This window comes from Romboutsia sedimentorum (assembly GCF_030131845.1).
In the GTDB taxonomy this organism is placed as follows: Bacteria; Bacillota; Clostridia; order Peptostreptococcales; family Peptostreptococcaceae; genus Romboutsia_D; species Romboutsia_D sedimentorum.
On sequence record NZ_JASKYM010000012.1, the window covers coordinates 15,801 to 39,087 of the forward strand.

At 27.7% G+C, this 23,287-nt stretch carries 17 protein-coding genes and 1 tRNA gene; 2 read left to right on the top strand and 16 right to left on the bottom strand.

The window, feature by feature from the left end:
• Positions 1-27: 27 nt before the first annotated feature.
• The 11 genes from QOZ84_RS14965 to hcp all read right to left on the bottom strand — a co-directional run bounded on the left by QOZ84_RS14965 (position 28) and on the right by hcp (position 13,948).
• Positions 28-1,818, bottom strand: a complete 1,791-nt coding sequence (locus QOZ84_RS14965; protein ID WP_284133735.1) for an aminopeptidase P family protein — start codon at positions 1,816-1,818, stop codon at positions 28-30.
• Between the two features lie 122 nt (positions 1,819-1,940).
• The gene (locus tag QOZ84_RS14970) at positions 1,941-2,618 is read right to left on the bottom strand and encodes an ABC transporter ATP-binding protein (protein ID WP_284133736.1); all 678 of its coding nucleotides are present in this window, start codon (positions 2,616-2,618) and stop codon (positions 1,941-1,943) included.
• Positions 2,606-3,379, bottom strand: a complete 774-nt coding sequence (locus QOZ84_RS14975) for an ABC transporter permease (protein ID WP_284133737.1) — start codon at positions 3,377-3,379, stop codon at positions 2,606-2,608. The genes QOZ84_RS14970 and QOZ84_RS14975 overlap by 13 nt, the downstream gene beginning before the upstream one ends.
• Positions 3,351-4,349: an ABC transporter substrate-binding protein gene (locus QOZ84_RS14980; protein WP_284133738.1), complete on the bottom strand. Its 999-nt coding sequence runs from the start codon at positions 4,347-4,349 to the stop codon at positions 3,351-3,353. The genes QOZ84_RS14975 and QOZ84_RS14980 overlap by 29 nt, the downstream gene beginning before the upstream one ends.
• Positions 4,350-4,540: 191 nt before the next feature.
• Positions 4,541-6,496: a YgiQ family radical SAM protein gene (locus QOZ84_RS14985; protein WP_284133739.1), complete on the bottom strand. Its 1,956-nt coding sequence runs from the start codon at positions 6,494-6,496 to the stop codon at positions 4,541-4,543.
• Positions 6,497-6,757: 261 nt separating this feature from the next.
• Entirely contained in the window at positions 6,758-7,624 is an 867-nt protein-coding gene (locus QOZ84_RS14990) for a YitT family protein (RefSeq protein WP_284133740.1), read from the bottom strand.
• 594 nt (positions 7,625-8,218) lie between these two features.
• The gene (locus QOZ84_RS14995; protein WP_284133741.1) at positions 8,219-8,929 is read right to left on the bottom strand and encodes a phosphatase; all 711 of its coding nucleotides are present in this window, start codon (positions 8,927-8,929) and stop codon (positions 8,219-8,221) included.
• A 73-nt stretch (positions 8,930-9,002) separates the two neighbouring features.
• Positions 9,003-10,268, bottom strand: coding sequence for a 30S ribosomal protein S1 (locus QOZ84_RS15000; protein ID WP_284133742.1), 1,266 nt, complete (start codon positions 10,266-10,268; stop codon positions 9,003-9,005).
• Between the two features lie 143 nt (positions 10,269-10,411).
• On the bottom strand, positions 10,412-11,785 hold the full coding sequence (locus tag QOZ84_RS15005) for an MATE family efflux transporter (RefSeq protein WP_284133743.1): 1,374 nt from the start codon (positions 11,783-11,785) through the stop codon (positions 10,412-10,414).
• A gap of 258 nt (positions 11,786-12,043) precedes the next feature.
• A tRNA-Cys gene (locus QOZ84_RS15010) sits at positions 12,044-12,117 on the bottom strand.
• Positions 12,118-12,229: 112 nt separating this feature from the next.
• Complete coding sequence (gene hcp, locus QOZ84_RS15015; protein WP_284133744.1) at positions 12,230-13,948, bottom strand: hydroxylamine reductase; 1,719 nt, start codon at positions 13,946-13,948, stop codon at positions 12,230-12,232.
• A gap of 115 nt (positions 13,949-14,063) precedes the next feature.
• Here hcp and QOZ84_RS15020 point away from each other — a divergent pair, with 115 nt between their 5' ends.
• Together QOZ84_RS15020 and QOZ84_RS15025 are read left to right on the top strand one after the other, a co-directional pair.
• Positions 14,064-14,702 (top strand): Crp/Fnr family transcriptional regulator, encoded by a 639-nt coding sequence (locus QOZ84_RS15020; RefSeq protein ID WP_284133745.1) that lies wholly within the window; start codon positions 14,064-14,066, stop codon positions 14,700-14,702.
• Positions 14,703-14,843: 141 nt separating this feature from the next.
• On the top strand, positions 14,844-15,455 hold the full coding sequence (locus QOZ84_RS15025; protein ID WP_284133746.1) for an acetate uptake transporter: 612 nt from the start codon (positions 14,844-14,846) through the stop codon (positions 15,453-15,455).
• A 52-nt stretch (positions 15,456-15,507) separates the two neighbouring features.
• On the opposite strand, the gene QOZ84_RS15030 is transcribed toward QOZ84_RS15025, so the two are convergent.
• The 5 genes from QOZ84_RS15030 to QOZ84_RS15050 form a co-directional block, all read right to left on the bottom strand.
• The gene (locus tag QOZ84_RS15030) at positions 15,508-16,383 is read right to left on the bottom strand and encodes a cation diffusion facilitator family transporter (RefSeq protein ID WP_284133747.1); all 876 of its coding nucleotides are present in this window, start codon (positions 16,381-16,383) and stop codon (positions 15,508-15,510) included.
• 134 nt (positions 16,384-16,517) lie between these two features.
• Positions 16,518-17,630 carry a DNA polymerase IV gene (dinB, locus tag QOZ84_RS15035; RefSeq protein ID WP_284133775.1) on the bottom strand — a complete coding sequence of 371 codons (1,113 nt, stop codon included), beginning with the start codon at positions 17,628-17,630 and terminating at the stop codon, positions 16,518-16,520.
• Between the two features lie 271 nt (positions 17,631-17,901).
• Positions 17,902-19,410, bottom strand: a complete 1,509-nt coding sequence (locus QOZ84_RS15040) for a DUF1846 domain-containing protein (RefSeq protein WP_284133748.1) — start codon at positions 19,408-19,410, stop codon at positions 17,902-17,904.
• Between the two features lie 336 nt (positions 19,411-19,746).
• The gene (locus QOZ84_RS15045) at positions 19,747-19,929 is read right to left on the bottom strand and encodes a hypothetical protein (protein WP_284133749.1); all 183 of its coding nucleotides are present in this window, start codon (positions 19,927-19,929) and stop codon (positions 19,747-19,749) included.
• A 107-nt stretch (positions 19,930-20,036) separates the two neighbouring features.
• Complete coding sequence (locus QOZ84_RS15050; RefSeq protein ID WP_284133776.1) at positions 20,037-23,285, bottom strand: FtsX-like permease family protein; 3,249 nt, start codon at positions 23,283-23,285, stop codon at positions 20,037-20,039.
• Positions 23,286-23,287 lie beyond the last annotated feature (2 nt).

Sequence of the window (23,287 nt, forward strand, 5' to 3'; positions counted from 1 at the left end):
TTATGTTTATTTTAAATTTCTATATTATTATATGTTTCTTGTATATTCCTTTAACCACTCTTTTTCTTCTTCATTTAAAAATGGTGCTATCTTTTTATAAACTTCTTTGTGATAGTCATTTAAATATTCTTTTTCATTGTCTGACATTAATCTTTCATCTATTGCATCTAAGTCAATTGGTGCAAATGTAACTACTTCAAACCCCATAAATTGACCATATTCATTTTTTTCTAATTTTTCAACTACTATTTCATTTTCAATTCTTATACCATGAGAACCTTGTACATAAACTCCTGGTTCATTAGTTGTAACCATTCCTTCTTCAAGTATACAGCTATCATCTCTGTCTGGTAATACTCTCCATCTAAATCCATTAGGACCTTCATGAACATTAAGTACAAATCCTATTCCATGTCCTGTCCCACATTTGTAATCTATTCCTAAATCCCAAAGTGGACCTCTTGCAAGAATATCTAAATTATAACCTCTGCATCCATGTAAGAATTTGACTCTAGATAATCTTATCATACCCCTTACAACATTTGTAAAATGAGTTTGAACTTCTTCCGATATAGCTCCTAGTGCTATAGTTCTTGTTATATCAGTTGTTCCATCATAGTACTGTCCACCTGAATCTACTAAGAATAAGTCTTTTGCTTCTAACTTATAGTCACTTTCTTTTGTAGCACTATAATGCATCATAGCAGCATGTTCTCTATATGCAGCTATAGTAGTGAAACTAGGCTCTATGAACTTATCTTGTTCTCTTCTAAATTCTTCTAGTTTTTCTGTTGCACTTAATTCTGTAATTTCTTGTTTACATACCCCTGTTTTTAACCAGTGCATAAATTTAGTAAATGCTACTCCATCTTTTATATGACTATTTCTTATATTTTTTAATTCTACTTGATTCTTTATAGCTTTAAACATAATTGTTGGATTTATAGATTCTATTTTTTGTACATTTTTAGGTATATTATTGTATATTGAATAACTAACCTTAGATGGATCAAGAAGCACTACTTGATTTTCATCTATTTCTTTTACAAACTTATGAACGTCATCATAATTTTTAATTTTTACATTTTCTTTATTCAACTCAGATTTTATTTCATCATTTAGCTTACGTTCATCTATAAATAAATAAACACTATCTAAATCTACGACTACATAAGAAAGTACTACTGGGTTAGATTTTATATCCCCACCTCTTATATTAAATAACCAAGCTATATCGTCTAGAGTTGTTATTATATGACTTGTAGCTTTTTTTTCTTTCATAGCTTCTCTTACTCTAGCTAATTTTTCACTAAAGCTTGCACCAGTATATTCACTACCTAATAAAAATGCTTTTTTGTTAGGTAAGCTACATCTATCTTCCCATATATCATTTATCAAATCATAATTATATTCTATCGATATATTTTTAAATGATAATTTATCACCTAATGTTTTACCTTCTTTTGCACATATTACTTTCCCATCAAATCCTAGTTTTGAATTTTGAGGTAATTTTTCTATTAAGTATTCTTCTACTGTTGGTACATTTTCTTCTCCCATTTTAAATAACTCTATATCACTATTCTTTAATTCATCTTCAGCTTGAATAAAATATCTACCGTCTGTCCATAGCCCAGCTTCATCTAAAGTTATTACAGCAGTCCCTGCAGAACCTGTAAATCCTGATATAAATTCTCTAGATTTAAAATATTCTCCTACGTATTCACTTTGATGGTAATCTGATGATGGTATTAAATAAGAATAAATTCCTTTTTCCTTCATTATTTTTCTTAGTTTTTCAATTCTTTGTTTTATCATTTTTTTACTCCCTCTTATTTTAATCTTTTAAGTATGTATACTACTTACTTTTTAAATAAGCTCGTTAATTCCTTGATTATTTAATATATTATCACAACTGTTAAATATTATTAACTCTTTTTTTATATTAATATAGCTACATCTTCCTTGTTTAAATGGTTACAATCATTTATATTTTTTTTTATTTTTATTGGGCTTCCTCCTAATATAATAATTTTATCACCTAGATATATAGCTTCCTCAATATCATGTGTAACAAATATAACAGTTCTTTTTTCTTTTTTTAATAGCAATTTGAAACTATCAATTATATTTTTTTTATTTTTTATGTCTATAGATTTAAAAGGCTCGTCCATTACAATAACTTTAGAAGGATATACAAATGCTCTCGCTATATTTATCCTTTGTCTAATTCCACCACTTAACATTTGAGGATAATAGTTTTTATATTCACTTACTCCTACTAATTTTAAGTATTCCTCACATAATTCATCTACGTGCGTTTTGCTATACAATTTTTTTATCACTAGCTTTATATTTTCTTCAACGCTTAACCATTCGATCAATCGATCTTCTTGAAATATATAACTTATCCCTAAATTTTTCAAAGAATCAATTTCTTCACCATCATTTTTATTTACGCCACTTATTATATTTAAAAGTGTACTTTTACCACATCCAGATTTGCCCATTATAATATTAACTTCATCTTTATAAAAATCTATATTAAAGTTTTCAAATATTATTTTATCATTATACGATTTATTTACGTTTTTAATATTTAGCTTCACCTTTTCCATGTAAAAGTACTCCTTGATATTTTATTTTGTATTATGTTTATAAATACAGATATTAAAACTATAATTATTAACCAAGCAAATATTGCCGATGTATTAAAATTGATTTTTTCAACTTGTATCATAGTCCCTATCCCGTAGCTTGGTTGTCCGTAAACTTCCCCTGCTATTACAACTTTCAGTGCTAAAGAAATTGTTGATGCTATTATAGGTGTTAGTCTAAACTTTATAGCAGGAAAATAAATTTTTATAATTTTATCTTTTAAATTGACTTTATATACATTAGCCATTTCTATTAAAGATTTATCTAGTTCTATCATAGAACCTAAAATATTTTCATATAAAATTGGAAATGTAATCATAAACCCAACAATAAATGGAGCATTGTTTTTATCAAACCAAATTAAAGCTAATAAAATTACTATCATCATAGGTATTGAATTTGCTAAAGTATTTAAAGGTTTGAAAAAATTTCTTATAACCGTACTTATATATGCTAAGATTCCTATTATAGTTGCAAACATTAGTGCAACTATAAAACTTATTATGCTTCTCCCTGTTGAAAAAATCATATCTAAATAGGACCTTTCTTGACTTAAAATTTCATATAAACTCCTAAGTGTTTGATTTATTGTGGGGAGGTATATATCATTATTTATTTTGATCGCAATAATTTGCCATAAAAATAAGAGGACAACGCAAGATAGCGCCACCTCTATTTCATTTTTTTTAAATTTATTCTTTAATAAAATAAATCCCTTCATCTGGAATCTTTCCTCCTACTGATTTTGCATCAAAATCAAATAAGTTTTGATAATAGTTTTTATAATCATTTATACTGTCTTTTATTGATATAAATTTTAAGTTTGCTCTTTCTAAAGATTTGTTTATAATTTTAGGCTCTACAGATGCTCCTAGTTTTTTAGCATAGTCTCCAACATCACTTCCATTAATATTTGCAAAATCTACACTATCTGATACTGCATTTAAAAATAAACCTATAAACTCTTGATTCTCTTTAGCAAAATCAGACTTAACTATTATAGTCGACTGAGGATATCCATCTTTTGATTTCTTAGTTTGCTTCCATTCATCATTTAAACTTTTTATTATCTTTATATTTGGATTTTTATTCATTAACATTGTAAGTGCTGGCTCTGGCACAAATCCTGTATCTGCTTTTCCTGTTGCTAATAATGGTATTAGCTCACTTGTGGAATTTACATAATCAAAATTTATACTTGCAGGATCTATTCCTTTATCAGTTAATACGCTTTGAACTGTTATATCTGGCGTTAAACCTTTACCACTATTTAATACTTTTCCTCCTACTAAATCTTCAAATCCTTTTATATTTTTAGTAGATACTAAATAAAACGAACCATTTCCTACACTTCCAGCAATTTGATAATTAGAAGTTTTATTATATGCAATAGCAGCCATATTAGATGGTACTATTGCTATATCTGGTTCTTGTTTCATTACTGAAGTAGATAAATTTTCTGGTGTCTTTTCTATTGTATATTTAATTTCATATCCTTCTTGTATGTGTGTATTTTCATTAGCTAACTTAGCTATAGCTATCGATGGAAGTCCATCTGGTATAGATACTTTTACTTCTTTAGATACTACCTGTGTTTTTGATTTTGACGTTTCTTGTGTTGATTTAGTGCATCCCATTAGAAACGTACTTCCTAAAGCCATAGATAGTATTACCGGTATAAGCTTTTTCATATTATCATCCTCTCTTATGTAAACTATACTTTAATAATTTCTATAAATTTATAGAATATCCCTTCTATAAATAACTTTATATTTACCTTAAGATTAAAAAATCAATAAAACTAGTTCTATTCTTATCTATATTTTTGCATAATAAAAATCACCATGTTAACTACATGATGACTTTTATTATTAAGCTTAATCTATTTTCTTTTCTTTTTTCTAGTATTAGAGCTTTTATTAGCTTGTTGACTATTACTTCTACTATCTTCTTTTCTTTTTCCAGCTGGCTTATTGTTTGAATTTCTGTTATTACTATTTTTATTCTTAGAACCAGCTATTCTATTAGCATAAGGTCTTAATTCTTTAGGTTTTATTAGACATCTTTGTCCAATACCTATTAAATCTTCTCTTCCTGCTTGCACTAATGCACTATGAACTAAATCATAATTTCTCGGTGCTCTATATTGAAGTAAAGCTCTTTGCATTGCTTTTTCTGTTTTGCTCTTTGGAACATATACAGGTTGCATAGTAAGAGGGTCTATTCCTGTGTAGAACATTGTTGTAGATAATGTTCCTGGTGTTGGGTAGAAATCTTGTACTTGCTCTGGCTGATACGCCGTGTCTCTTAAGTACTCAGCTAACTCAATAGCACTATTTAATGTAGATCCTGGATGACTTGACATTAAGTATGGTATTAAGTATTGCTTTTTACCTAATTGCTCATTTATAGCAAAGAACTTTTGTCTAAACTTATCATACATATTACCTGCTGGCTTTTGCATATGATGTAGAACTTCTTCTGCAATATGCTCAGGAGCTACTTTTAATTGCCCACTAACATGATGCTCTATTAATTCTCTAAGGAACTTATTATCTTTGTCAGCCATAACATAATCATATCTTATTCCTGAGCGAACAAATACTTTCTTTATGTCTGGTAATTTTCTTAATTTTCTTAGTAATTGTAAGTATTCACTATGGTCTACTTCTAAGTTTTTACATGGTTCTGGATGTAGACATTGTCTGTTCTTACATGCCCCTTTAGTTACTTGCTTTTTACATGCAGCTTTTCTAAAGTTTGCAGTAGGTCCACCAACATCATGTATATAACCTTTGAAATCTGGAAGTTTTGTTATTCCTACAGCTTCATCTACTATAGAATTTTGACTCCTACTTTGTACAGCTCTTCCTTGGTGGAAAGTTATTGCACAGAAAGAACAACTTCCAAAACATCCTCTTGAACTAACTATACCAAATTTAACTTCTTCTATTGCTGGTATTCCACCATCTTTTTTGTATACAGGATGGTAAGTTTTTTGATATGGAAGCGCATATACTGCATCTAATTCACTTCTATTTAAAGGTATTTCTGGTTTGTTTTGTACAACATACTTGTCAGAATGTTTTTGAACTATTGCTTTTCCTCTATAAGGATCCTGTTCATCATATTGAACTTTAAAAGCTTGTACATATTTAATTTTATCATCACAAACTTCTTTATATGAAGGTATTAATACATAATCATCGTATATTTCATCTAAAGAATCTGCTACATAACATGTACCATTTATATGTCTTATATATTTTGGTTCAAATCCATCATTTAATGCATTTGCAACTTCTACTATTTGCTTTTCACTCATTCCATAAATCAGCATGTCAGCACCACTGTCTACTAACATAGATTTTCTAACTTTGTCACTCCAGTAATCATAGTGAGCAAATCTTCTTAAACTTGCTTCTAGTCCACCTATTATTACAGGTACATTTTTGTATGCTTCTCTTATTTTGTTACAGTAAACTATAGTTGCTCTGTCTGGTCTAAGACCCATTTTAGCACCTGGAGAATACATATCTTTTTCTCTATGTTTTTTACTTACAGAATAATGATTTACCATAGAATCCATGTTTCCAGAGTTAACTAAGAAACCTAATCTTGGTTTTCCTAACTTCATAAAATCATCTGTAGTTTTCCAATCTGGTTGTGCAATTATACCTACTTTATAACCTGCACTTTCTAATACTCTTGATATTATAGCTGTTCCGAAACTATGATGGTCAACATATGCATCTCCTGTAACTAATACAAAGTCTAATTCTTCCCATCCTCTATCTATCATATCTTGTTTACATATTGGTAAAAATTTATTTCCCATTAATATCACCTGCTTAATCTATTGTTAGTTTTATTATATCCTAATTAACGCTCATCAAAACTAATTTATTATTTTAGTTGCTAATATATAATTATATCACTAAAATAGATTAGTTTACATCATTTTCAAAAATAATTATTGGTAAATATATTTAAAATATTACTTTTTTTAAACTACATATGTAAAAATTATATTTATTGATGATTAAACTATAAAAAAGACGATTTTTAAAATCATCTTTTTTTATTTCAATTTATGTTTTTATAAGAATTTTTCTTTAAACCCGGCTCCTCTTACTTCTTCAACATTGTTTATTGAAATAAAAGCATCCAAATCTATTTTATAAACTAAGTCTTTTAACTTAGCTAAATCATTTGATGATACTATACAATAAATTAATTTCTTTTTATCATTAGTATATGCACCCTCTGCTTCTAAAAATGTTACTCCACTTTTCATTTCTTGCATAATTATTTGTGCTATCTCTTCACTTTTTTGTGATATTAAAAGTATTGATTTTTGTTTATTGAAACTGTCCTTAGAAATTTCCATAGTTATAGAAGTTATATACATTGATATTAAAGTATACATAACTAACTTAGGTCCAAATAAAAAACCTCCTGCACAAATTACAAAAAAATTAACCATTAAGAATGTATTTTTCATTGCAATGTCAAATTTAACTTTAATTATAGCTGCTATAATATCTAATCCGCCTGCTGCTGCTTTAGCCTTAAATACAAGACCCATACCAACTCCGTTAAGTATCCCACCGTATATACATTGAAGCATAGTGTCATTTATATTGACATATTTATATAAATCCTGTGTAACTCCTAATGTTATAGAAAATAAAAGCATATTTATAAAACTTAATACTAGAAATCTCTTTCCAAAATACTTTTTAGATAATATAAAAATAGGTATATTCATTAGAAAACTAGCTACACCTTGATTTATTCCAAATAAATTATTTAACATAACACAAATCCCAGTTAGTCCACCACTCAATAAATTTGCAGGCGTAAGAAATGCATTTATACCCACTGCACTTAATATTAGTCCGATTACCATAATTGAATTTTGTAAGAATACGTTATCCTCCAAGCTAAATGTTTTTTTAGTCATACTCTCTATCCTCCTTTTCAAACCTATAATATTTTATTTTTCAACTCTAATTTTTAAATAAGTAAACATACCTAATACTATTATATTAAGCTCAGTTATATAGTTGCCAATATTACACACTCCCCTTATATTAAATTTAAGTTTTCTCCATTATCCATAAATATAGCGCTGGCATAATGCACCAGCGCATTTAATTCATACTTTAACTGAACTTTATAAGATTTTTAATTTTAAATATACGTTTTAATCTTTTAAACATAGCAAATCATTATAATATCTTGATACTCTGATTATACAATATTGTCATAGTACTTTTCAACGTATTTATTTACCTATATTAAAAATAAAAATAGTTCGTATTTTCACTTAATTTACTTACTAAATTTATTTGATATAATAATAAAAAAAATGTAATATAAACATAGCTAATGCCATTATATTCAGCCCAATTGCAATAAATGATAATATACCTAAAATATTAAATTTTCCCTTATGATTTTGTAAATAAAAATGGTGTTCTTTACAAAGAACACCATTTTTATTTACAAGATTATTTAAACTGTGTAACTACTAATAAAACCCATCTTCACTTTACTATATATTAAAGAATTCTATTATTTCATCTTCATTATAATTTATAACTAAATGTGTTGGAAAATTATTATCATTTAATATTTTTTCACAATATGTAAATTTGCCGATATCATAAGATATATGAGAATCTGTTCCCATTACAACTTTAACTTCATATTCTTTACAAAGCTTAAGCATAATTCCTAAGTTTTCCCATGCACCTTGTCTAAAAGTAGTTGGTTTTAACGACGAATTATTTATTTCTAGTAAAACATTTTTTTCTTTAGCTTTTTTTACTACACGCTCATAGTCAACTTCATATCGACTGTCATCTAAGTGACCTATTATCTTAACTTTTGGATGATCCATTACCTTAAGTATTGCATTTGTGTTTTCTTCTTTGCTTCCTGCATTTATACATGGATTATGCAAACTAGCTATCATATAATCAATATGTGTTAACATATCATCAGAAACATCAGTATTTCCATCAAAATCTATAATGTTAGCTTCTATACCTCTAAGTATTTTAAGTCCATCAACTTCTTTTGGAATACAGTATATATTATGAAAATAATATGGATGTGGTCCACCTGGCATATTTGGAGCATGTTCTGATATCCCTAAATATTTTAGTCCATTATTTATTGCTGATTGTATATTCTCTTGAACTGTACTATATGCATGACCACTTACTATCGTATGTGTATGTAAATCTATTAATCCTTTCATATGTGAATACCTCCATTTATATATATAAATTAAAGCCATATCGGTTTATCTAATATGGCTTTAATTATATTTATTATTTTTGTAAGTTTTTAAACTTTTCTTTAAATAATTCTCCAAGAGTTCCTAGAGAATCTTCTACTTCTAAAAATTCTGTTATATCTTCTTCTGGTTCTCTTGTAGCTTCTTTTATTGATACTACTAATCTTTTGTTCTTTGGCTTAAAGTCTATAACCATTACATTAACTTCATCTCCAACGTTAACAACATTAGTAACTTTCATAACTCTTTCTTCACTTAGTTCAGATATAGGTAAAAATGCATCTACACCTTCTCTTATTTGTACAAAAGCACCTTTTTCTATAGTTCTTACAATTTTTCCAGTAACTATATCATCTAAATATATTTCATCTTTTATTAAATCCCAAGGATCATTATTTATATCTTTTAATGCTAATGCTATTTTTTTAGTTTCTGTATCTGCATCTAATACATAAACTTCTACTTCTTGACCTTCACAAAGCATATCTTCTACAGATTCTACTCTTTCCCAAGATAAGTTGTTTAAGTGAACTAATCCTTCTATTCCACCGATGTCAACAAATGCTCCGTAAGGCATTATTTTAGTAACTCTACCTTCTCTTTTTTGTCCTGATTCTAAAGAGTTAAATAAAGTTTCTTTTTGCTCTTTTACTTGAGCTTTGTGTGCTTCTCTGTCAGCTTTTGCTTTTGCTCTTGCTTGTTCTTTTTCTTCTTTTATACGAACTCTTCTTTCTTCTCTTTCTTTATCTAAACGTTCTTGTAGTACGTCTCTATGACTAGCTACTAATCTATTTTTCTTAACATCCATCTCTTTTATATAAACTTCTAAATTACATCCTACATATCCAGATGTATCATTAACAAACTTAGTATCTAATTGTGATATTGGTATAAATAGTGATTGTGTATTATATGTAGCAAATACTCCTCTTTCTATGTTTTTTTCAATATTTACAGTTATTATTCTATGTTCTTTGTAAGCCTTTTCTAGTTCTGTAAAATCAGCTTTTTTATCTAATTGGAATTTAGATAAATGTATTGTTCCATCTTTGTGATATACCTTTGTTATAACTGCAGTTATTTCATCACCCACATTATATATATCACTAATCTCTTTTCCTTTAGAAAGATTTAACTCGTTTATTGATATTACTCCATCAAATCCATAGTTTAATTCTAAAACAACTGAATCATTAGTTATTTTAGATATTTTTCCGCTTATAGTTTGTCCAACTTTAACACTGTTAAATTCTTGTTCTTGTTGATCTAATAATTCTTGCATCGATAAGTTATTTGTCATGATTATCAATCCTTTCATTCTAAGTATCATCTATTTAAATATTATACCATTAATGTTTTAAATACTTACATTTTTATTACAATATTTAATATTTACTGTATTTTGTTTTAATTTATATTAATTATTATTAATAATGTCTTATTTTATATCTTTTTTTCATTAGCATCTACTACTGATAAAGTTTTTTTATAAAATACCATAAAGCATATTATAGTTGTAGTTGCTGCAAGTATATCTGCTATTGGTTCTGCTAAAAGTACTCCAAATAATTGATTTTCTATAAACATAGGTAATATAAATATTAATGGAACTAAAAGTATTATCTTTCTAAGTAAAGCTAATATCAAAGATATTTTCGCTTGACCAAGTGCTAAGAATGTCTGTTGACAAGCTACTTGTACACCAAATATAAATATTCCAGCAAAGTATATCTTTATACTCCAAGTAGTTATTTCCATAAGTGCGGGGTCATTATTAAATATACCAACAAATATTTGTGGTAACATCATAAGTGCTAACCACATACCAGTTGTATATAGAAAACATAAACCTAAACACAATTTAAATGTTTGTTTTACTCTATCCATTTGCTTTGCCCCATAATTGTAACTTATTATAGGTTGAGCTCCTTGAGTTAATCCTAGATTAGGTAACATTATTATTTGCATTATACTACTCATTATAGTCATTGCACCTACCGCTAAATCGCCACCGTACTTTTGTAATTGACTATTTAAAGACACTAAAACTAAACTTTCTGTAGCTTGCATTATAAACGGAGATACTCCTAGTGATAATATAGGAAGTATTATTTTAATATCTGGTTTTAAGTATTTTTTCTTTATTTTAAGAATACTTTTCTTACCAAGTAAAAAACGTAGTACCCATATAGCTGAGACTGCTTGTGCTAGTATAGTAGCTAGTGCAGCTCCTTTTACTCCCATCCCTAACCCAAATATAAGAATCGGATCTAGTACTATATTTATAATAGCACCTATTGTTACTGTCATCATACCTACTTTTGCAAAACCTTGAGTATTTATATAAGGGTTCATTCCTAAGCCTATTTGAACAAATACAGTACCTATAAGATATACACTTAAATAATCAGTTGCATATCCTATTGTTGCTTCACTTGCACCAAATTCCCAAAGTATAGGCTCTTTAAATACTAAAAAACCTACCGTTAATATTAATGATAAAATCATTAATATAGAAAAACTATTACTCATTATTTTTTCAGCACCATCATTATCTTGCTCGCCCATTTTAATTGCTGCTAAAGGTGCTCCACCCATACCTACTAAAGCACTAAATGCTGATATTATTAGTATTATTGGGAATGCTACTCCTACTCCTGCCATAGCCATATCTCCACCTGGCATTCTTCCTATAAATATTCTGTCTACAATATTGTATAAGACATTTACTAGCTGTGCGATTATCGCTGGTGTAGCTAATTTAAAAAGAAGTTTTCCTATGTTTTCTTTTCCCAAGTCAGTACTTGTATTGCTCATTTTATCACTCCTAAAATCTTTTATAATATTTTTGTTTATTTTATCTATATTAATAATTTCATATTCACATTTTATTCATACTATTATAACATTTTCGTTTTAATTTATAAACATTTCAAATACAAACATTTAATTTAAAATCCTCTCGTTTATTGCATTATTTTAATGTAATAAACAAAAAAATAACTTTAATCAGTTTTGATTAAAGTTATTTTTTGTTAAGTCAGCTTATCTAATATTACTACTAACTTATTTAATTGGAGGCGACACCCAGATTTGAACTGAGGATCAAGGAGTTGCAGTCCACTGCCTTACCGCTTGGCTATGTCGCCTTATCTCTTACAATATAATTATATGTTTATTGGTATTGTTTGGCAACTACTTTTTTAATTTTTTACTTTAAATTTATATAAAATTATTATATTTATTAATTTATATTCTAAATTATCCTAAGAATATTTTTAAGTCATCTTCAACATTAGTTATTCCAGCTATACCGAAGTTTTCAATTAAAACATTCGCTACATTTGGAGATAAGAATGCTGGTAATGTTGGTCCTAGGTGTATGTTTTTAACTCCAAGATGTAATAGTGATAATAATACTATTACAGCTTTTTGTTCATACCAAGCTATATTGAAGGCTATTGGTAATTCATTTATATCTTGTAATTCAAATACTTCTTTAAGCTTTAATGCTATAAGTGCTAATGAATAAGAATCATTACATTGCCCTGCATCTAATACTCTAGGTATTCCATTTATATCACCTAGTGGTAATTTATTGTATTTATATTTTGCACATCCTGCTGTAAGTATTACAGTGTCTTTTGGTAATGCTTTTGCAAAGTCTGTATAGTAATCTCTTGACTTAGCTCTTCCATCACAACCTGCCATAACAAAGAATTTTTTTATAGCTCCAGTTTTAACTGCATCTACTACTTTATCTGCTAATGCAAATACTTGATTATGTGCAAATCCACCTATTATCTCTCCAGTTTCTATTTCTATAGGAGGTTGGCATTTTTTAGCTTGTTCTATTATAATTGAAAAATCTTTGTTATCTTCAGACTCTCCAGCTATATGAGTGCATCCAGTAAACCCAGCTGCTCCAGTAGTGTATAATCTATTTTTATAACTATCTTTTGGTGTTACTATACAGTTTGTAGTCATAAGTATTGGTCCATTGAAACTTTCAAACTCTTCTTTTTGTTTCCACCATGCATTTCCATAGTTACCTGCAAAATGTGAATATTTCTTAAATGCTGGGTAATAGTGAGCTGGTAACATCTCTGAGTGAGTATATATATCTACTCCGCTTCCTTCACTTTGTTTTAATAATAATTCTAAGTCTTTTAAATCATGTCCCGATACTAATATACCTGGGTTATTTCTAACACCTATATTAACTTTAGTTATTTCTGGATTTCCATAAGTTTTTGTATTAGCACTATCAAGTAAAGCCATGCCATCTACTCCAACTTTTCCTGTTTCTAAAGTTAATGCTATTAATTCATCTATACTTAAGTTGTCATTTAAAGTTTTTGCTAAAGCACTTTGCATAAATGCATTTACACTCTCATCATCATACCCTAAGGCATTTGCATGTTTTACATACGCAGATAAACCTTTTAATCCATATATTATAAGTTCTCTTAAACTTCTCTTATCTTCATCTTTAGTAGATAAAACACCAACCTTTGTTGATTTTTCATCTAATATTGAATCAATATTTGTATCTTCTTTTGAAGTAAATATTGAATTTTTCAATTTAACTAAAACACCAACTTTTACATCCATTTCTTCATTAGAGCTTGCATTCCATAATGATGCTTCAGATAAATTTTCTTTATTATTTAATGTAGCTAACAATTCTTCTTTTGCTTTTAAAGTATTTTTAACTCTCTCATAAAATACTTCATCATCAAAGTTAGCATTTGTTATTGTAGTAAATAAGTTTATTGTTATTAAATGATTTATATTTGATGATACTACTTTACCCTCTTGTCTAAGTCTTGTAGTAACTTCACATAAGCCTTTAGTTGTATATATTAATAAATCTTGCATTCTTGCTAAATCTGGTGATTTTCCACATACTCCAAATTTCGTACAGCCTGTATTACCTGCTGTCTCTTGACACTGAAAACAAAACATTTTATCTTCCATAATTGTTCCTCCAATTTAAATCTATATTTTGTATACTCATTATATGTTATGATTAGTATGCATAGCGGTAACATAGGTTACACTATTATAAAGTAAAGAAAGTTTGGTGGTAATTATGGTTATGAATAAAAATGAAGTTTTAAAGTTCTTTGAAAAATCTAATTACAACGTAGTTAGTTATTCTAAAAATGATATTATTGCGCTAGAGGGTGACCCTTGTGAAAAAGTTGGATTGGTTTTAGAAGGAAGTGTTGATATAAAAAGAATTTTAACTAGCAACAATGTAATCCATCTTTCTTCATTTAGTGCTGGTGAGTTTTTTGGGGAAGTTATAGCTTTTTCTGATACTAATACGTATCCAGCTACGGTAATAGCTTCTACTAATAGCAAAGTTATGTTTATAAGTAGAAATGATTTTATTGGATTTTGCAGTAATCACCCCGATTTTTTAGAAATGTTTTTAAATGCTTTAACTAATAAAATTATAAGCTTAAATAAATCAATTACAGGTTTATCTTTAACTAGTATACGTCAAAAAATTAGTAACTACTTAATTACTGAATATAACATTCAAGGTAGTGTATTTATTAACCTTAACATGACAAAACAAAAACTTTCTGAGAAACTAGGTATTCCTAGACCCTCTTTATCACGCGAACTTATAAATATGAAAAATGAAAATCTTATAGATTACTCTAAAGATGTAATTAAAATTTTAAATTTAGATTTACTTAAAAACATATTAATGGAATAAATAGGTTTAAAACCTATTTATTTTTTATAAAACTGCATTTTTTTATATACTTCTAAAAAAAAACATGATATGATATACAAGTATTTTTTTGTATACAAGATACATTTCTATATAGTATTTAAATTTCTAGGAGGATAAAAAATGAAAAATGAAACAAAAGTAAAAGTTGTAACAGCTGACCCTTCAGCATTAGGACTTTTTGGACTAGCAATGATAACATTAGTTGCTTCATCTCAAAAATTAGGATTAACTTCAGGAGTATCACTAGTTTTACCATGGGCAATATTCTTAGGAGCTACTGCTCAGTTATTTGCATGTATAAATGATTTTAAACATGACAACACATTTGGAGCTACTGCTTTTGGTGCATATGCATTCTTCTGGTATGCAGTTGGATTCACATGGTTAATACAAAACGGAGTATTCGGTGAAAAATTAGCAGCATCTGCTGATATTAAGCAATTAGGATTTGCTTACTTAGGATATTTAATATTCACATTATTTATGACTATAGGCGCAATGGAAACTCACAAGGTATTATTTATAATTTTCGTACTTATAGATTGTTTATTTATAGGATTAACATTAACTTCATTCGGTATAATGGAGCATGCTACTCATCAATTTGCTGCATATTCTGAGTTAGCAATAGCAATATTTTCATTCTATGGTTGTGGTGCTGCAGTTTTAAATGCTCACTTTGGAAAAGTATTTTTACCAGTTGGAAAGCCATTTGGAATATTCAAAAAATAATTATAAAAAGGACATCTTTATATTAAAAGATGTCCTTTTTTTGTTAATTTAACTATTTTTCCTCATAAAATGGTTCTAAGTGTACGATTACTTGAGAACTTTCATTTATTTTAGTTTGAATCATATCTTCAATTTCATGAGTTAGTACATGCGATTTTTCAATACTTATATAAGGGTCAATCAATATGTGCATATCAACATACATATCACTTTCGCTTCCCCTACTTCTTATCTTATGAACTCCTTTTACATCTTTAAAGCTACTCACAATTTCGATGATTTCATCCTCATCTACTATTGATTTATCTACTAATACTCCTGTAGATGATTTAAATATTTCATAAGCTGAATAAATTATAAACCCTGAAACTACTAAAGATGCTATAGGATCAATAATAGATGGCAGTCCTAGTTTAACTCCAACTAATGTAAATAAAACTCCTATTGAGACAAATATATCGCTCTTAGTATGCATTGAATCTGATACAAGTATATAGCTATTTAATTTTTTACCAACTCTATTTTCATAAGTACATACAAATATATTTATTATAAGTGTAACTATCAACACTATTAAACTTTCTACAGTTATAGATGGTTTAACTACATTTGTAAATCTTGAACTTGAAGTAAAAATAATCTTACCCGCTATTACAATTAACATACATCCAATAAACATACTTGCCATTATTTCAAATTTTTTATGTCCATATGGATGATCTTTATCCTTAGGTCTAGATGCTATACTAATACCTATAATTCCAACTATATTAGATGCACCATCTGATAAAGAGTGAAATCCATCGGCAGTCATACTTGCACTTTTTATAGTACTACCTATAATAATTTTTAACATTGCAACTCCAAAGTTTGCAAATAAAATAACCCATAGTACTTGTTTTACTTTTTTATAACTATTGTTTTCCATTTTATCCCCCTCAAACCATTATGATTTATTTTAAAATTGACATTTGACATGTTATCGCACTTGAAATTCGCTTAAGTTTAATAATGACTTTCATTTGTCCTCTTAACTAAAAAATCCACAGAAAAGTTTTTAAACTAATCCATGGACTCATATTTATTCGTTATACTCTCTATATATTCAAATATTGTTATATTTGTGCATTCATCTTTAGAATCTATTAAATTTGATAAAGTTACCCCTAACAATCTAATTTGTTTATCTGTATTAATATTTTTTAATAAATTATATACATTTGTTCTTATTTCATCATGCTTATTTAAAGCATTTTCTAAACTAATACTCCTTGTTATTTGGGTAAAATCTTCAAATTTAACCTTTAGAGTTATTGTTTTTCCTAGCTTATCACAAGTTTTAAGCCTCTCACATACTTCTTCGCATATTTCACTAAGTATATCTACAACTTCTTCATCTTCTACACTTAAATTATGACTTAACGTAGTCTCTGCACCTACTGACTTTCTTTCTCTATGTGGTTGAACTGGTCTATAATCTATCCCTCTTGCAAATTGATAAAACGTGTAGCCTCTATTTTTAAATATGTTTTCTAATTCACACAATTCCAATTTTCTTAAATCATATCCAGTTTCTATACCTAAATTTTTAAGGGCTCTAGCAGTTACCTTCCCAACTCCAAAGAATTTATTTACTGGTAATTTATCCAAAAATTCTTGTTTATTCTTTTGTGTTATTACAGTAAGACCACTTGGTTTTTTATAATCAGATGCAAGTTTTGATAAAAATTTATTATAAGAAACTCCTGCGGATGCACTTAATCCAACTTCTTCTAAAATTTCTTTTTTAATCATCTTAGCTATCTCTGTAGCATATTTTATATTTTTTTTATTATTTGTTACGTCTAAAAAAGCTTCGTCTAAAGATAATGGTTCTACTAAATCTGTATACCTATGAAATATTTCTCTTATTTGATTTGATGCTTCATGATACACATCAAACCTAGGTCTTACAAAATATGCGTAAGGACATCTTTTATATGCATTTTGAGATGACATAGCTGAATGAATACCGTACGCCCTAGCTTCATAGGAACAAGTACAAACAACTCCTCTACTTTGAGGGTCTCCTCCAACAACTACAGGCTTTCCTCTTAAATTTGGGTTATCTCTTTGCTCAACTGATGCATAAAAAGCATCCATATCTATATGAATTATTTTTCTATTTTCATTAATATATATCACCTCTTATCATTTAGTATTTTTCACGATATCGTGACATAATAATATGCAATTTAAATTTTATTTTATAGTTTTTGAAAAATCACTTGCAAATTTTTCAAAAAACCTTTAAAATAGTTATTCCAAGGAACTAACTTGTTTTAGGTACTTGATAACCGTATATTTATATTTATTTTTAAGATTATATAATTTTATATAAGAAAGACCATACTACCTCGGGGGTAATATGGTCTTATATTTTCTCTATTTTTAACTATTTTATAGTTTAGTTTGCATAATAAAGATTTTGTGATGGATATTCAGGATCGCTTGTTACATCTATCCCAAGTTCTCTAAATGTTTGCTCATCATTTTTACTTAATATAGTATTAGAATGTGCTTGAGCTCCTTTTAATAAAGGTAATTTATCAATTACAGCTTGAGCTGTTGGATTTGTAACACCACATATACTAAGTGCAGTTAGTACTTCTTCACAACTTAATTCAGGAGTTCTACTTCCTAGTGTTTTAGTTTTTAAGTTTACAATTGGCTCAAGTATAGCTGGAGATATTAAATGTAATTCATCATCTATTTTAGCTAAATGTTTTATAGCATTTAATGTAGCTGCTGCTGTTGCATTCATTAAGTCTGAACCTTTTCCAGTTAACATAGTTCCATCTGTTAGTTCTATTGCTACGACTGGGCAAGCATCATTTTTTTGTGCAGTTTCTTTTAGTTTGCTGCTATAATTTCTTGAAGGCATAACAACTGTTCTATCTTCAGGCTTTAAGTTAAGACCTTCCATTATCATTTTTATTCTATCATAAGCGCCTTTATCCACTTGACCTTTTTTGTATTCACAAGCAGTTTTAAAGTATCTTCTTATTATTTCTTGTCTTGATGCTTCTGCAACAACTTCATCATCTGTTATACCATATCCAACTCTATTAACACCCATATCAGTTGGTGATTGATATATAGATTCTTTTCCTGTTATTTTTTCTATTATTTTCTTAACAACTGGGAATAACTCTAAATCTCTATTATAGTTTACTGACATTTTTCCGTATTTTTCAAGGTGGAATGAATCTATCATATTAACGTCTTTTAAATCTACTGTCGCAGCTTCATATGCTATATTTAAAGGATGCTTTAATGGAACGTTCCATACTGGGAATGTCTCAAATTTTGAGTACCCAACAGCATTACCTAATTTATTTTCATGATATAATTGACTTAAACAAGTTCCTAATTTCCCACTATTTGGCCCCGGAGCTGTAACAACAACTATCGGCTTAGTAGTTTCTATATAAGGGTTTTCTCCATATCCTTTATCACTTACTATTGTATCAACATCAGTTGGATATCCTTTTGTTGGAGCATGTTTGTATACTTTTATACCTCTACGTTCTAATTTGTTTATGAATACAGTAGTAGCAGGTTGTCCTTCAAATCTTGTTATTACAACACTATTTACATCTAATTCATATTTTCTTAAATCGTCTATAAGTCTTAAAACTTCCATGTCATATGTTATACCGAAGTCACCTCTGATTTTATTTCTTTCGATATCTCCTGCATAAACACATATAACAACTTCAACTTTTTCTTTTATATGTTGAAGTACTTTTATTTTTGCGTTTTCATCAAAACCTGGTAATACTCTCTTTGCATGTAAATCTCCCATTAGCTTACCGCCAAATTCTAAATAAAGCTTATCAAAATTATTAACTCTTTCTAAAATATATTTTGATTGCTCTTCTAGGTACCTTTTGTGATCGAATCCTATTTTCATGTTGCCACCTCACTAAATTATTTAATTTCTTGATAACCATATATTTATATTTATTAATACTTATGTAAAGTGGAAATTAGTACTTAGTAATCTAACGCTACTTTTTTCATAATTTCCACTTTAAGTTTATATTATACATTTAAGATATAAATATTTCAAGATGATTTTACTATCCTTTTAAAGATGATTTTATTTTGCTCATATCATTATTTTTATATTATTAAATGTTTTATATAAATTAAATTTTCAAACAATGAATAAGAACACCCATCATAATCATAATAATTTCTTACGATTATGATGGGTGTTCTATAATTTTTAATTAATAGATTTTAATTAACAGCATCCACCATCAAACATGCTTCCTGAACCACAAACTATTAGTAATAATATTAAAAATGGTATCCAAGCACATATATCAATTTCTGACCAGCATTCTTGGAATGCTAAAAATAAGAAGAATAATACTACTACCCATATTCCACTAAATCCACCTTCACCAAATAATCTGTCTAACATATTGTTAACCCCCTGTTGTATTTAATATTTGTAGAGTTTCTACTCTTAACATATACTATGAGAGTTAATTTATTTTTGACATTAATTTATTAAGACCTATTTTTCTATTAATCTACAGACTTCAACGATTCTACCATCTGAATATTTTTTAATTTGTAATACATTGCAAAATTGACTATAAGTCCAAGTATTATTGTTAGTACTGCTGCTATTATGTAGCTACTGGCGTCTATTATTCTTCCAAACATCATATTATCTATTTCAACTGTAACCATTATAAATTGATGAAGTAATTTTCCTATTCCCAGTCCTACTATTGTCCCTACTACTGTAAGTATTATATTCTCTCTATAAATGTAGGCAGATACTTCATTATCATAAAAACCTAGAACTTTTATTGTTGCTATTTCTCTTATTCTCTCTGATATATTTACATTTGTTAAATTATATAAAACTACAAATGCTAAAGCACCTGCTGATAACGTCATTATTAATACTACATAATTTAAACTTTTTATGGTCTTTTCAAAGTTTTCTTTTACCCCTGTACTAAATCCAACACCACTTACTTTTTCTATATTAGTAAGATTTTTTGATATATTATCTTCAGCTTTTACAGACTCATCTTTTAAAGTTCCTATTATCCTATTGTATCTACTATCTCTTTTAAATAATTCTTTGTAGCATTCTTTAGACATATAGGCATAGTGACCTACATAGTTTTCCGTTATTGCCTCAACCTTTACTTTTGCTTTTTTATCTTTTGAATTTACTACTTCTATATTATCTCCTATTTTAACGTCTAAATCTCTTGATACCTTTTCACTAAGTACTATTCCTGTCTTAGTTAAGTCTATATTATTTTGAGTCTTTCTATCTCTTAATCCTATAACTTTTTTCATTTTATCGCTATCTTTTGGTACTGCTATTGTAAGTTCTTCTTCTTTATTATTTTTTACTATTTTTCCATTTTCATTATTCATAAGTAAATAATTATCTATTAATTTTTCATCATCCACATACTTTTCTATTTTACCTAATTCACTAGGACTTGCATTATTATCAATTGTAACCGTCATATTGTACTTAAATATACTTTTATACTGACCATCTACTATCATTTGTATAGAATCTTGAATACCAAGACCTGATAATATTAAAGCTGTGCATCCTGATATTCCAAGTACAGTCATTAAAAATCTCTTTTTATACCTAAATATATTTCTTATAGTTACCTTTCCTATAAAGCCTACTTTGTTCCATATAAATGGCATTCTTTCTAATAATATTCTCTTTCCATTTTTAGGAGCTTTTGGTCTCATTAACACTGATGGTGTTTCTTTTAATTCTTTATAGCACGCTGAATATGCTGCTATAGTAGTTATTGAAATAGCTGTAAATGTTACCCCTAATGCTAAAGGAATATCAAATAATAACTGAATTTTAGGCAATGTATACATTATTCCATAAGATTTAAATACAACAATTGGGAACACAGTAAATCCTATAGCTAAACCTATAATACTACCTAGTAAACTTGCACTTAATGCATATGTTATATACTTTTTAGCTATTTTTGAAGTCGTATATCCTAAAGCTTTCAATGTACCTATGTTTATTCTCTGTTCATCTACCATCCTAGTCATAGTAGTTAAGCAAACTAAAGCTGCTACTGAAAAGAAAAATACAGGGAATATTTTTGAAAGTGCATCTATACTGTTTGCATTTCCTTCATATTGTACATATGAATAGTGACTATTTCTATCTAATATATACCACTTAGGCTTTTCTATCTTACTTATTTTATCTTCACTATCTTTTATCTTTTTTTCTGCTTTAGATAATTCATCCTTTGCTTTTGTTTTTGCATCTTTTAATTCAATTTTAGCTTTTTCTATTTTTTGTTTTTGTGTCTTTATATTATTTTTTGCTTTTTTAAACTCATTTTTCGATTTAATTTCCATTGAGTTTAAATTACTTTTTTGTGTAGCTAATTTTTCTTTATTTTTATCTAAAGTATTTTTTGTATTATTAAGCTTTAATTCTATTTTTTGTAACTCACTAATTTTACTTGATAATTGTGAATTTCCTTGTTCATATGCCAAATTCATAGAATCGATTAATATTTTATTTTGGTTCAATTCTTTATTTAGTTGTTCTTTTTCTTCTGCACTTAAATTTTCTTCTTTTAATTTATCTTCTATATATATGATTTTTTTATTTAAATCATTTATTTGATTGGTTAAACTATCTAATTTAGTTTTAGCATCACTAATTGCAGTTGTTGATATTTTTTTATTTTCTTCAAAATCATCTTTTCCGCTTTGATATTGCTTATATCCCTCTTGTACTTGTTTTTCTCCATTAGCTATTTTTATTTTTCCTTTTTCTATTTCATCTTTTACTTTATTTTCATTATCTCTTAATTTAAGTTCCCCATTTTTTATTTCATTTGTAAATTTATTTATGTTATTTTGTGCTTTATTTAATTCATTATTAACTTTATTTTTTTTATCTTCATACTGATTTTTACCTTTATTTAATTCTTCATTAGCTTTTTTTATAACTTCATCATACCTATCTTTTATTCTAGAGTCCGATATTTTTTCTATTTCTTTTGTTACTTTGTCTACCTTGTTAAAATATTTTTTTGTATATGAGTTCTCTTTTTTTGTATTATCTAAAGTTAAAAACATTTCACTGTATGAATCCATTTTAAAATCATCTTGTGGAATCATTATTACACTACTTATAGTTCCATCTCCAATTGAGCTACTTCCCTTTTCATAAGAAAGATAATATGGAGTTTCAATTTTTCCAACTACAGTATACTGTGCATTTTTCAAAGTATCACTAAGCTTTTCATCATTTCCTGAGCTTAAATTTATCTTTGAACCTAATGGTATATCAAGTTTATCTACTTTACTTTTTTCAATTACACATTCTCCTGATTTTTGTGGTAATCTACCTTGCACTACTTTAACTTTATTTATGTAATTTTCATTATTTTCCTTTATGTCATCTAATGGTAGTGCGTGTATTTTACTCACTTGTTCTTGCGATTTATATTTTGTAATAACATCCATTGAGTGTGTTGGAAACACACCTTCTATGTTTTCTATTTTTTTAACTTCATCTACATCTTTATCTGTAAGCCCTAATGTTGATAGCAATCTTATATCCATTAGGTTATATTCATCATAGTATGAATCCGATGTATCTTTCATCACCATAGGTGATATTTTTATACCTGAGTAAAATGCTACTCCTAACGCTATAATACACATTATAGATAAAAATCTGCCCTTAGATTTTTTTATATCTCTTATGATATCTTTATTTAAGATACTTTTCATTG